Source organism: Pantoea sp. MQR6 (assembly GCF_022761075.1).
Taxonomy (GTDB): domain Bacteria; phylum Pseudomonadota; class Gammaproteobacteria; order Enterobacterales; family Enterobacteriaceae; genus Pantoea; species Pantoea phytostimulans.
Map to the genome: position 1 here is coordinate 168,694 of NZ_JAKYXB010000007.1, position 13,266 is coordinate 181,959.

Here is a 13,266-nt window from a genome sequence, read left to right on the forward strand (position 1 = left end):
CTCCTCAGGCCACGCCAAACAGCACCAAGATTAGGTCGATGGCTTTGATACCGACAAACGGCACCAGCAGCCCACCTAATCCGTAGATCAACAGGTTACGACGCAATAATGCCGCCGCACTCAGGGGACGATAACTCACGCCTTTTAGCGCCAGCGGGATCAGGAACACAATCACCAGCGCGTTGAATATCACCGCCGAGAGAATGGCCGAGTTAGGGGAATGCAGCTGCATCACGTTGAGCGTATTGAGCTGCGGATACGTGGCGGCAAATGCCGCCGGAATGATGGCAAAATATTTGGCTACGTCGTTGGCGATGCTGAAGGTCGTCAGCGAACCGCGCGTCATCAGCATCTGTTTACCGATGTGCACTACTTCCAGCAGCTTGGTGGGATTAGAATCGAGATCCACCATGTTGCCCGCCTCTTTTGCGGCCTGGGTTCCCGAGTTCATCGCCACCGCAACGTCAGCCTGTGCCAACGCAGGCGCATCGTTGGTGCCGTCGCCTGTCATCGCCACCAGGCGGCCTTCAGCCTGATATTGACGGATCAGCGCCAGCTTGGCTTCCGGTGTTGCCTCCGACAAAAAGTCATCCACGCCCGCTTCCGCAGCAATCGCCGCCGCCGTCAGTGGATTGTCGCCCGTGATCATCACCGTTTTAATGCCCATTTTGCGCAGCTCGGCAAAACGCTCTTTAATCCCGCCTTTAACGATATCTTTCAGCGCCACCACGCCTAACACGTTCGCGCCTTCTGCCACCACCAGCGGCGTACCGCCGGTGCGCGCCACCTCTTCAACTCGCGCATTCACTTCAGCCGGAAAATGACCATTACTGGCTTCAATGTGACGACGTACCGCGTCCACTGCACCTTTACGAATCAAGCGATCCTGCACGTTCACGCCGCTCATGCGGGTTTGCGCCGAGAAGGGAATAAAACTCGCGCCCATGCTGCTAAGGTCGCGTTCGCGCAGATTAAACTTCTGCTTGGCGAGCACCACAATACTGCGCCCTTCGGGGGTTTCATCCGCCAGCGAGGCGAGCTGCGCCGCATCTGCCAGTTGCTCTTCGCTGACGCCGGGTGCCGGTAAAAATTGCGTGGCCTGACGATTACCCAGCGTGATGGTGCCGGTTTTATCCAGCATCAACACATCGACGTCACCCGCCGCTTCCACCGCCCGCCCGCTGGTTGCAATCACGTTTGCGGCTAACATGCGGCTCATTCCCGCCACGCCAATCGCAGAAAGCAGGCCACCAATGGTGGTCGGAATCAAACAGACCAGCAGCGCCACCAGCACCGTAACGCTAACCGGCGTACCGCCCCACGCGGAAAAGGGCCACAGCGTCACCGTTGCCAACAAAAAGACGAGGGTGAGCGACACCAGCAAAATAGTCAGCGCGATCTCGTTAGGCGTTTTACGACGTTTCGCGCCTTCAACCATGGCAATCATGCGGTCTAAAAAGGTTTCGCCCGGATTTGCGCTGCAACTGATTACCAGCCAATCGGAAAGAATGCGCGTGCCACCCGTCACCGACGCAAAGTCGCCACCCGACTCACGTATCACCGGTGCCGATTCGCCGGTGATGGCGCTTTCATCCACCGATGCGCCACCTTCAAGCACTTCACCATCGCAGGGAATGATGTCGCCCGCTTCCACTAACACCACGTCGCCTTTACGCAGCTGATCGGCCGCGACCTGCTGCCAGCTTGCGCCGTAGCGCGCCTCGGCGAGTTTTTTGGCGAAGCTGGTTTTCTTCACGCCTTTTAAGCTACTGGCTTGCGCCTTGCTGCGCCCTTCCGCCAGCGCTTCTGCCATATTGGCGAACAGCACGGTAAACCACAGCCAAATCGCGATCGCGCCGGTAAAGCTGGCGCTGCCGCTGGTTTTCCCCGCCAGCATCGCCAACGTTAAGAGGCTGGTCAGTACGCTGCCGAGGTAAACCACAAACATCACCGGATTACGAAATTGCACGCGCGGATCGAGCTTTTTCATGGCATCGAGCACCGCAACGCGCAGCAGCGCTGCATCAAACAGCGCTTGTTGTTGACGACTCATGATGTTTTCACCTGAAGATTAAGATGCTCAGCGATCGGGCCTAAAGCCAGAGCAGGAATGAAAGTCAGTGCACCCACCAGCAGCACGGTGCCAATCAGCAGCGAAATAAATAACGGGCCGTGTGTCGGCAGAGTGCCGTTGCCAACCGGCTGCACTTTTTTCACCGCCATCGCACCGGCAATCGCCATCACTGGAATGATGATGCCAAAGCGTCCCAGCAACATGCAGCTTGCCAGCAGCAGATTCCAGAAAGGGGTGTTAGCACTTAGACCCGCAAAGGCGCTGCCGTTGTTGTTCGCCGCCGATGAAACGGCATACAGCACTTCGCTGAAGCCATGAATGCCGGGATTTAACATGCCAGCACGTCCAGCATCGGTCATCATCGCCAATGCCGTTCCGATCAGTACCAGCGCCGGCGTGACTAAAATCGCCAGCGCGGTCATTTTCATTTCCCACACATCGATTTTTTTGCCGAGAAATTCTGGCGTACGACCGATCATCAGGCCCGCGATAAACACCGCTAACAGCACAAACAGCAGCATGCCGTACAAACCTGCGCCCACGCCGCCAAACACCACTTCACCCAACTGCATCAACCACATCGGCACCATGCCGCCCAACGCGGTAAAGGAATCGTGCATGGCATTCACCGCCCCGCAGGAAGCCGCAGTGGTGATCACCGCAAACAGGCTGGAGTTGAGAATGCCAAAGCGCGTCTCTTTGCCTTCCATATTCATCGCGCTGTCAGCGCCTAATGCGATGAAATGCGGATTACCCTTGACCTCTGCCCACATCACAACACTCACCGCGACCACAAACATCAGCGTCATCGCCCACAGCAGCATGTTGCCCTGACGCCGATCTTTGACGCTTTCACCAAAGGCAAAGCAGAGCGCGGCGGGGATCAAAAAGATGCTGAGCATCTGCACCAGATTGGTTAATGCGTTGGGGTTTTCAAAGGGATGAGCGGAGTTAACGTTAAAGAAGCCACCGCCGTTAGTGCCGAGCATTTTGATCGCTTCCTGCGATGCCACCGGCCCCATCGCCAGCGTTTGCTGTGCCCCCTCCAGCGTGGTGATGCTGTGATAGGGTAAAAAGTTCTGGATGCTGCCCTGGCTGACAAAAAACAGCGCCATCAGCAGGCTAATTGGCAGCAGGATATACAGCGTAATGCGTGTGAGATCGCGCCAGGCGTTGCCTAAAGTTTCAAGCGAACGACTGGCGAAGCCGCGGATCAGCGCAAACGCCACCGCGATGCCGGTGGCTGCCGACAGGAAGTTTTGTACCGTTAATCCCACCATCTGACTGAAATAACTCAGCGTGCTTTCGCCACCATAAGATTGCCAGTTAGTGTTGGTGACAAAGCTCACGGCGGTATTCAGCGCCAGATGCCAACTCAGGCCCGGCAACTGCTGCGGGTTAAGCGGCAATTTGCCTTGTAGCAATAAAATGGCCAGCAACAGCAGCAAACCAAGGGCATTAAACAGCAGAATCGCCAGCAGATAATGCGGCCAGCGCATGCCTGGCTGCTCCGTTCCCAACAGACGCCACAGCGGGCGTTCCAGCCCGGCAAACAGCGGCTTGTCAGCCACGAAACGTGCCAGCCCGCGTCCCAGTGGCTGCGCCAGTATCATGAGCAGCAGCACATAGACGGCGATCAGTAAAAATGCATTGGCCGCCATTAGAACGCCTCCGCATTGAGCAAGGCATAAACTAAATAGCCCAGCAATAACACCACCAGCACAATGCCGGTTATTACGTCCACGCTCACAGTCACCTCCAGAGAATTGGATTGGCTGATTAGCTTGCGCTGAGGCGTATAAAGAAGGTGTTAAAATGCGTGGCGTGGGTGTAAATAAAGTATAAAAATGGCGATAAATCAGGCGTTTTATGTGGGGTATGCAGGCTGCATTAATAGGCGGCGCTTAAGCTGCATGCAGCGCCCAAATACGGTTGAGATCGACGTTTATCCATAAATTGCTCTCTTCTGCGCTAACAATACTGTCAGTACAAAAGCTGTCACCGAGATCGACTATTTCAGGCTTCATTTCGCGCTGGGCATGCAGCGACCAGAATACGTGAACACAAGGACGCAACAGGGATTTTTCGCCTGCCTTTACCACCAGCGCAACCCGGCCCGATGCCAGACGCACCAGCGATCCCACCGGATAAATGCCAATAGTGCGCACAAAACTATTGAGCAGGTGGCTGTCAAAATGACCGCGCCAGCTCAGCATGTTGTGCATCGCTTCTGCGGGCGTCCAGCCTTTACGATAAACACGCGTCGACGTCAGTGCATCGTAAACATCGCACACTGCCGCCATGCGAGCGAACCGTGTAATCTGTTCGCCTTTCAGCCCATGTGGATAGCCATTTCCGTCATATCTTTCATGGTGATGCAGGGCAATATCCAGCAGATCTTCGTCAGCGTCAGCCTCCATTAAAATCTGTGCTCCGATAATGGGATGCTGACGCATGACGTTGAACTCTTCCTCTGTCAGCTTGGTGGGTTTATTGAGAATATCCAGCGGCACCGCCGCCTTGCCCACGTCATGCAGCAAGCCGCCCATACCCACGCGACGAAGCTGCTGTTCGTTGAGACCCAATGTTTTACCCAGTGAGATCATCAAGCCGCAGACCGCCATGGAATGCAGATAGGTGTAATCATCGTGGCTTTTTAGCCGCGCCACGCTCAGCAAAGCAGAAGGTTCACGCTCAATGGATCCGGCGATTTCATCGACTAAATCGATCATAAAAGAGAGATCGAGGCTGTTACCCAGACGCGCTTCGTTGAACATCGCTAACACTTTCGGCTTGCCCTGCTGAAAGATCAGCTGCGCCTTATCCAGTTCCTGAAAAAACGGCGTACGTGGAATAGCTTTTTTTTCTACTGCTGGCGCAAGCGGGGCCTGTACCGATTTATCGAGATCGATCCAGATCGATTGGATCCCTTCGTTACGTAAAGTGATGATCTGATGAGGATCAGTGATCAGCATTTGGTTGCGAATGCGCTTGTCTTTCATCCACCAAACGTCCAGTTTGTGGATGAACATTCCGAGCCGCAGTTCGCCAACGGCAATCAGCTTTATCACGATATCACTCCTTAATATCAGCGGGTGGTAGGGTGATATCGGCAGCTGAGCAAATATTCTTCAACAGGTTTTGTGCAAACTGTGTGGTACGACGAGACGGGGATTGTGCGCGCTGTCTCCTGTCCTCTGCGCGCTGTCAAACGGCCTCATCTGCGCGCTGTCCCCCATCCCGGCCTTCCCCCGCACCGCGGGGGAAGGAGACGCTGCAACATGCAGCTTCAATACTCGCATGTGGCAGCGTCTTCCTCCCCCATGTATGGGGGAGGATTGAGGTGGGGGACAAACGGCCTCATCTGCGCGCTGTCCCCCATCCCGGCCTTCCCCCGCACCGCAGGGGAAGGAGACGCTGCAACATGCAGCTTCAATACTCGCATGTGGCAGCGTCTTCCTCCCCCATATATGGGGGAGGATTGAGGTGGGGGACAAACGGCCTCGCACTTAAGGAGGATTGAGGTGGGGGACAGACGACCCCGCATTTATGGGGGGCTTTTATCAGCACGTTAAATTGCTTTAATGCCATCTTCTTTCCCCTGTTTTTCGAAGCCTTGGTGATTTTCCTGCTGCTCTTCCCCGACACGTTCGATAGGCCCCATCACAAACAGGAACAATACTGCGGCAAGCACGCAGTGCGCGCCGACAAACACCAAACCGATACTGTAACTGCCGGTCAAACCCACAATGATGCCGAACAGCAGCGGCGTGGTGAAACCCGCGATATTACCGATACCGTTAAAGATTGCGCCCGCCAAGCCAACCGCTTCTTTGGGAGCGGTATCGCTGATCACGGTCCAGGTTCCTGCGCCCGCTGCCACACCTTTGCCAAAGAAAGCAAACGACATGATGGCGATAATGCCCACATTGCTGGGGATCACTGCCGCCAGAATCAAGCTGGCTGCCATCAACATACCCACGATGTAAGGCGTTTTACGCGCCCAGGAAACGCTCCAGCCTCTGGCCAGCAGTTTGTCAGAGATATAACCGCCGCTGATGCCGCCGAGGAAGCCAAACAGCGCCGGTGCAATGGTAGCTAAACCAGCATCCATGATGTTCATGCCGCGCGCCTGCACCAGATAGATAGGAAACCAGGTAATGAAGAAGTAGCTCAGCGCGATGATGCAGTACTGGCCGAGATAGGCACACCACAACATGCGGTTGGTCAGCAGTTTTTTGAACATCGCTTTGCTCAGTGCCGGACGCTCTTTCAGTGTTTTGGCTGAGTCGATATCCACCAGCGCGCCACCCTCAACGATGTGGCGGAATTCGTTTTCCGACACACCGGGATGATTGCGCGGTTCACGCATATAGGTTGCCCAAACAAACACCGCCAGCACGCCAATGCCGCCAAGCACAAAGAAAGGCCATTCCCAACCGTGACGTGAAACCAGCCAGGCAGAAAGCGGCGAAAAAATAGCGACAGCAAAGTACTGCGCCGAGCTAAACAGCGACGACGCACGACCGCGTTCAGCGCCAGGAAACCACATGATCACCACGCGGGCGTTGGCAGGAAAGCTGGGTGCTTCTATCAATCCCAGCAGAAAACGCAGGCCAAACATCAGTATCAGTGCACCTGTCATGCCGCTGGAAAACTCACCGACAAATCCCATCGCGATAGTGGATACCGACCAGAGCGCCAGCGTGACGCCATAGACTTTTTTAGCCCCAAAACGATCCAAAAAAAGTCCGCCGGGGATTTGGCCGATCACATATGCCCAACTGAATGCCGACAGGATCAGCCCAAGCTGGATCGCGGACAGGCCAAATTCATCTTTGATCGCCGATCCTGAGATCGACAGGATCGAACGGTCAGCATAGGCCACCACCGATAAAAAGAGGATCAGACACAAAATCCAGATACGAACATGCGAGGTTTTCGTCGCGAGCTTATCTTTCAACATGAGGTGAATTCCTTAAAAAGGGGCAGCGTCCTGCCGCATAGTTTTTTTTCAGGAATACCGCTGAGATTCCCTTGTGAAGAGAATATAGATAGGAGCCTAACTAAAGGTCATTGTGCGAATGGTGAGATTGTCGGCCATGTTTAGCGCTAATTTTGGCATCTGCCACAATGCGCAGTGCGACGCTGCACATAAGCTGAAAAAGTACGCCCTTTTTGCCGTGGAATGTGCGCCGTGTCTGAGAAATCAGCACCAGAGAACGCTATGCAGCATAAATTTTTTCAGCAAAATGTGCACCCGCTTGCAAGAGTAAAATCAGGCAATTGTCAAAGCACGCGCCGACTCGTAGGCTGCAAATGAATTCATTAAACCGTTTCCTTTATTAATGAAAAGAAAATTCCAAAAATAGCCTGCGGAGTCTGCAATGAAAAAGAAAGCGTTAGTAATGCTGTGCATGATGAGTCTCTCCGCTTCGGCGCTGGCTGAAAAAATCGGCGTATCGATGGCTTACTTTGACCAAAACTTTCTCACCATTATTCGTCAGTCGATTGATAAAGAGGCTAAAACGCAGGGGCTGGAATCGCAGTTTGAAGATGCGCGCGGCGATGTCGGTCGGCAAACCGATCAGGTACAGAGCTTTATCGGCTCAGGTGTAGACGCCATCATTGTCGATCCGGTTGATTCTGCCAGCACGCCTGCGCTCACCAAGCTGGCGCAACAGGCAAAAATTCCGCTGGTGTTTGTTAACCGTACACCAGGCGATAAAACGCTGCCGCCGGGCGTGGTGTTTGTGGGTTCTGACGAACGTGAATCGGGCGTGTTGCAGATGGAAGCGCTGGCAAAAATGGCTAACTATCGCGGCAACGTCGCCATCATGATTGGCAACCTCACCGATGCGGGTGCATTACAGCGTACCAAAGACGTTGAGCAAGTGGTGGCGAAATACCCCAACATGAAAGTGGTGCTGAAACAAACCGCCAACTATTCACGCAGCGAAGGCATGGATTTGATGTTGAACTGGCTGTCGAACGGTGAAGATATCGACATTGTTGCGGCCAATAACGACGAAATGGCGATTGGTGCCACCATGGCCATCGCGCAGGCAAAACCGAAGAAAAACATTCTGGTCGGCGGCATTGATGCCACGCCGGATGGATTAAAATCGATGGCTAACGGTAGCATGCAGGTCACGGTATTTCAGGATGCGGTGGGACAAGGCAAGAAGTCTGTTGAGGTGGCGCAGCGTTTAATAAAAGGCGAAAAAGTGGATTCGCATCAGTGGATCCCGTTTGAGCTGGTCACTAAAGAGAACATGCAGCAGTACGTCGATAAAAGTAAATAACCTGAAACCGGAGCGGCCTGTCCGCCGCTCCGGGCTTGGTTAACTATCCAGCAGCTTCGCCATCATCACCACGTCATGCCGTTTTCCGTCGCGCAGCGATGCCTGACGCCGTACGCCTTCACGCTCAAACCCAAGACGCTCATACAAGCGCAGCGCACGGTGATTATCGTGAAACACTTCCAGTTCGATGCGCGTCACGCCCAGCCAGTTTTGCGCGTAATCTATCCCGGTACGAATCAATCGCTCGCCCACGCCGCGCCCGGCAAAGGCCGGATCAACACCAATACCAAAACTGATGCAGTGGCGCGTCCGCGGCCTGTTTTCAACAAACAGGGTTAATTCGCCCACCATTTTGCCGTCAATTTCAGCAACAAAAGCGATGAATCCTTCAGCATCCATTTTCAAAAATTTCTTTTCCCAGGTCGCTACGCTCGGATACGGCAGCTGAAGCGTCCAGGGATAAACATCAGGATGGCTGTACAAACGCTGATAAGCCGCAGCATCGCTGGGTTCACGTCCACGAACGGTAATTTCCATATTTTCTCCTGTTAGACGGTGGGTTTCACTGCACCAAATTGCACTAAGCTGTAATTCTTTATCGGTTGGAAAGAGTGATTCTATGTTGTATCGCCGTTTTGAACGTTTTATCAATATTTTTCAGGATGCGCCCACCGAATCGCCGCCCTCATCAGTTTGGCCCTTTTACGCGTATTATTTGCGTCAGGTGTGGCCCAGTTTTGCGGCGCTGTTGGTGGTTGGGCTGGGATCGGCGTTGGTGGAAGTCGCGCTTTTCAGCTACCTGAGCCGCATCATCGACCTGGTCAATCATTCAACGCCCGCCAGCTTGTTCTGCGACAACTGGCAAATTCTGCTCTGGATGGGATGTGTCGCCTTGATTCTGCGACCCATCTTTATCGCGCTGCATGACATGCTGGTGCATCAAAGTATTAACCCCAGTATGACCAGTATGATCCGCTGGCAGCACCACAACTATGTGTTGCGCCAGAGCCTGAACTTTTTCCAGAACGACTTCGCTGGACGCATTGCGCAGCGCATCATGCAAACCGGCAATGCGCTCAGAGATTCATCAGTCCAACTGGTGGATGCCATCTGGCACGTGCTGATCTATTCCGTAACCTCGCTGATTCTGTTTGCCGAAGCGGACTGGCGATTGATGATCCCACTGATTATCTGGATTGTTGCTTATGCCGCCTCGCTGCGCTTTTTTGTGCCACGCGTGAAAGCGCGTTCAGTGGTCTCTTCAGAAGCGCGTTCAAAATTGATGGGCACGATTGTCGATGGCTACACCAATATCACCACCATCAAACTCTTTGCCCACAGCGACCTGGAACGCAAATATGCCCGCGAAGCGATTCAGGAACAGACCAACAAAACGCAGCACGCCAGCCGCATGGTTACGAGCATGGATCTGACCTTATCAGCGTTGAATGGCCTGCTGATAGTCTCCACTTCCGGGCTGGCGCTGTGGCTGTGGCTGTGGAGCGAGTCGCTGATCAGCGTCGGTGCTATCGCACTGGCAACTGGTTTGGTGATCCGCCTGGTCAACATGTCCGGTTGGATCATGTGGGTGGTGAACGGCATTTTTGAAAATATCGGCATGGTGCAGGATGGCCTGAATACCATCGCCCAGCCGCTGAGCGTGCAGGATGCGCCAAAAGCCGAAAACCTTGAAGTGACACGCGGCAATATCCGCTTTGAGGATGTGCGCTTTGATTACGGTGGCGGCCGTCAGGTCATCAATCGCCTTAATCTCGACATCAAACCGGGCGAGAAGATTGGGCTAATTGGCCCGTCTGGCGCGGGCAAATCCACCTTGGTTAACCTGCTGCTGCGGCTGTATGACCTGAACGGGGGCCGCATCGTAATTGATGGCCAGAATATCGCGGAAGTTACCCAAGAAAGCTTGCGCAGCCAGATTGGTATGATCACCCAAGATACCTCACTGCTGCACCGTTCGATTCGGGAAAACCTGCTGTATGGCCGCCCCGATGCCAGCGAACAAGCGCTGCAATTGGCTATTCATCGCGCCCGCGCAGACGAATTCATTCCGCTGCTCTCTGACCCGCAAGGACGTACCGGGCTGGATGCGCAAGTTGGTGAGCGCGGCGTGAAGCTTTCTGGCGGGCAGCGTCAACGTGTGGCGATTGCGCGCGTGCTGCTGAAAGATGCGCCGATTTTGATCATGGATGAAGCCACATCGGCACTCGACTCGGAAGTCGAAGCGGCTATTCAGGAGAGCCTGGAATCGCTGATGCAGGGCAAAACAGTGATTGCTATCGCTCACCGCTTGTCGACCATCGCCAAGATGGATCGCTTAGTGGTGCTGGAGAAAGGTGAGATTGTCGAGATGGGCAGCCACCGCGAGTTGCTGGCGCAAAACGGACTGTACGCCCGCTTGTGGCAGCATCAAACCGGCGGCTTTGTCGGCACCGATTAATCACCGCGTCGATAGGGCAAGGCGTCGCGCGCCTCCTCTTCCCAGGCGCGTACGCCCTCCCTTTCTCGCTGAAGAAAATCATCCACCGCTTCACGCAATCCCGGATGCATTAAGTAATGCCACGAGTGGGTAATATGCGGCTCAAAGCCGCGCACCAGTTTATGTTCGCCTTGTGCGCCCGCATCAAAACGCTGCAATCCTTCTGCAATGGCAAAATCCATTCCCTGATAGAAACAGGTTTCAAAATGCAGCCGGTCAAATTCGGCTAAACATCCCCAATAACGTCCATACAGTGCGTGTTCATCTTTGAGGTAAAACGCCATCGCTGCGGGCTGCTGCTGAAGGTGCGCAATCACCACGCGGATATTTTCTGGCATCCGCTCCGCCAGCAAACTAAAGAAATTGCGCGTTAAATAGGGCCGCTGGCCGCGCACTGCGTAAGTGTTGGCGTAACAGGTATACACAAAATCCCACTGATCTTCACGGAGCTGATCGCCGCGATACCCGCTGAATTCAAAGCCACTCTGCGTCACCTGTTCACGCTCTTTGCGCAGCTGTTTACGCTTGCGTGACATCAACGTGTCGAGGAAATCCTGAAAGTCGCGGTAGCCGCGATTGTGCCAGTGATACTGCAGGCCCCAGCGTTCAAGCCAGTTGGGCTGCTCGTGCAGCAGATGATTGGTCTGCACATCGGTAAAATTAATGTGCGCGCCGCTCAATCCGTTTTTTAGCAGCGTTTCCGGTAAGGCTGCCAGCAATTGTGCCGCCGCGTCGGGCGCGCCAATCAGACGTGCGCCCGTGACCGGACTGAATGGAATGGCCCCAAGCCATTTTGGATAATAACGGATTCCTGCACGCTGGCTGGCATCGGCCCATGCATGATCAAATACATATTCGCCCTGCGAGTGACGCTTGCGATAGCCAGGAATAGCAGCGCGCAGCACGCCGTTTTCACGCCACAGCAGATGATCCGGTTGCCAGCCCGATTCAGCGCGCACGCTGCCGCTCTCCTCCAGACTGGACAGAAAGGCGTGGCGTAAAAAAGGTTGATCATCAGGTAACAGCGCATCCCATTCGGCGGCAGCAATCTCTGCTAACGAAGTCAGGTGAATCAGTGACATCAACAACTCCAGACAAGAACGGGCGAACCGTCAGTCAAGCAGGTTTTTGAGTAGAGGGAAAGTGTAATGGTATCAGCAGCGGCCAGACGTTATCTATTGATCGAACGGGAGAGATCGTTCCGTGATGACAACGCATTGAAACTGCACCCGTTCGATGGTGCGCATTTTACCCGCTCACTCGTCATTTGGCACAGACATCACGCTAGCTGCTCGATGTGGATGTCGCCTATTTTCACTCCGTATCCGCTTAACGTATCACCGCGACTATTCTTTCCATTTTGGAAATAACGTTTACCTTTTGGACCGGATTATCACTGAACCCGCAGCGGGTTAAGCTGCTTCTTATTATCATAGAGGAGCAGAATGATGTTAGTGAACGGCAAATGGAGTGCAGAATGGCATCCGGTGCAGGCCACCGATAAGCAAGGCGGATTTGTTCGCCAGACTTCACGCTTCCGCGACAGGATCAGCAGCGATGGCTCAACGGAGTTTGCTGCCGAACCCGATCGCTATCATCTCTATGTTGCGCTGATTTGTCCTTGGGCATCACGTACATTGATTACCCGTAAACTCAAAGGGTTGGAATCACTGATTAGCGTGTCGGTGGTTGAACCGCTACTAAGTGAGCAAGGCTGGCGTTTCGGTGATTATCCGGGCGCCGATCGCGACAGCGTAAACGGCGCAGAATATCTGCACGAACTTTATACCCGCGCTGACGCTGACTTTACCGGTCGCGCCACGGTACCAGTATTGTGGGATAAAAAGACCGGCACCATTGTAAATAACGAATCCGCTGATATTGTGCGAATGCTGAACAGCGGGTTTGGCGGTTTGGCGGATAACCGCATCAATCTCTATCCTGAATGTCTGCGTGAAGAGATTGATGCCCTGAACGCGCAAATCTATCCACGCCTGAATAATGGCGTCTACCGGGCGGGATTTGCCACCACGCAAATCAGCTATCAGCAAGCGTGCAATGAGGTGTTTGAGCAAATGGATGAGCTGGAAACGCGCCTACAAGATGGCCGCACTTTTCTGCTTGGCGAGCGCATCACCGAGGCGGATATCCGCTTGTTTGTCACGCTGATTCGTTTTGATGCGGCCTACTTCGGGTTGTTTAAATGCAACTTGCGCCGGGTGCGTGACTATCCGTTGCTCAACCGCTACCTGAAGAGCATGCTGTCGGTGTCTGGCGTGCGCGAAACCGTCAATATTGATCATATTAAACAGGGTTATTACTCGATCAAGGCGCTGAACCCCAACGGCATTGTGCCCGCAGGCCCAGACCTGAGCGATTACGGCTTTTAA

10 protein-coding genes are annotated in these 13,266 nt (G+C 54.1%); 3 read left to right on the forward strand and 7 right to left on the reverse strand.

Translation table 11 applies throughout. The features are described from left to right. Nucleotides 1-4: 4 nt before the first annotated feature. The 5 genes from kdpB to MUG06_RS20950 all read right to left on the reverse strand — a co-directional run bounded on the left by kdpB (nucleotide 5) and on the right by MUG06_RS20950 (nucleotide 7,040). On the reverse strand, nucleotides 5-2,053 hold the full coding sequence (gene kdpB, locus MUG06_RS20930) for a potassium-transporting ATPase subunit KdpB (RefSeq protein WP_243079906.1): 2,049 nt from the start codon (nucleotides 2,051-2,053) through the stop codon (nucleotides 5-7). Further along, nucleotides 2,050-3,735, reverse strand: coding sequence for a potassium-transporting ATPase subunit KdpA (gene kdpA, locus MUG06_RS20935; RefSeq protein ID WP_243079907.1), 1,686 nt, complete (start codon nucleotides 3,733-3,735; stop codon nucleotides 2,050-2,052). The genes kdpB and kdpA overlap by 4 nt, the downstream gene beginning before the upstream one ends. Beyond that, nucleotides 3,735-3,824, reverse strand: coding sequence for a K(+)-transporting ATPase subunit F (kdpF, locus tag MUG06_RS20940; RefSeq protein WP_215845309.1), 90 nt, complete (start codon nucleotides 3,822-3,824; stop codon nucleotides 3,735-3,737). Before kdpF ends, kdpA begins: the two co-directional genes overlap by 1 nt. Before the next feature lie 154 nt (nucleotides 3,825-3,978). Beyond that, entirely contained in the window at nucleotides 3,979-5,145 is a 1,167-nt protein-coding gene (locus MUG06_RS20945) for an HD-GYP domain-containing protein (protein WP_243079908.1), read from the reverse strand. Nucleotides 5,146-5,645: 500 nt separating this feature from the next. After that, entirely contained in the window at nucleotides 5,646-7,040 is a 1,395-nt protein-coding gene (locus tag MUG06_RS20950; RefSeq protein WP_243079909.1) for an MFS transporter, read from the reverse strand. Between the two features lie 421 nt (nucleotides 7,041-7,461). Here MUG06_RS20950 and MUG06_RS20955 point away from each other — a divergent pair, with 421 nt between their 5' ends. Continuing rightward, nucleotides 7,462-8,379: a sugar ABC transporter substrate-binding protein gene (locus MUG06_RS20955; protein WP_243079910.1), complete on the forward strand. Its 918-nt coding sequence runs from the start codon at nucleotides 7,462-7,464 to the stop codon at nucleotides 8,377-8,379. Nucleotides 8,380-8,418: 39 nt separating this feature from the next. On the opposite strand, the gene MUG06_RS20960 is transcribed toward MUG06_RS20955, so the two are convergent. Next, complete coding sequence (locus MUG06_RS20960) at nucleotides 8,419-8,916, reverse strand: GNAT family N-acetyltransferase (protein ID WP_215845306.1); 498 nt, start codon at nucleotides 8,914-8,916, stop codon at nucleotides 8,419-8,421. An 82-nt stretch (nucleotides 8,917-8,998) separates the two neighbouring features. On the opposite strand from MUG06_RS20960, the gene MUG06_RS20965 reads away from it, so the two are divergent. Further along, nucleotides 8,999-10,837 (forward strand): ABC transporter ATP-binding protein, encoded by a 1,839-nt coding sequence (locus MUG06_RS20965; RefSeq protein ID WP_243079911.1) that lies wholly within the window; start codon nucleotides 8,999-9,001, stop codon nucleotides 10,835-10,837. Here the strand turns inward: MUG06_RS20965 and MUG06_RS20970 are convergent. Further along, entirely contained in the window at nucleotides 10,834-11,958 is a 1,125-nt protein-coding gene (locus tag MUG06_RS20970; RefSeq protein ID WP_243079912.1) for a GNAT family N-acetyltransferase, read from the reverse strand. The two genes, MUG06_RS20965 and MUG06_RS20970, sit on opposite strands and share 4 nt — an antisense overlap. A gap of 366 nt (nucleotides 11,959-12,324) precedes the next feature. Between MUG06_RS20970 and MUG06_RS20975 the strand changes: the two genes are divergently transcribed. Beyond that, nucleotides 12,325-13,266: a glutathione S-transferase family protein gene (locus MUG06_RS20975; protein WP_215848202.1), complete on the forward strand. Its 942-nt coding sequence runs from the start codon at nucleotides 12,325-12,327 to the stop codon at nucleotides 13,264-13,266.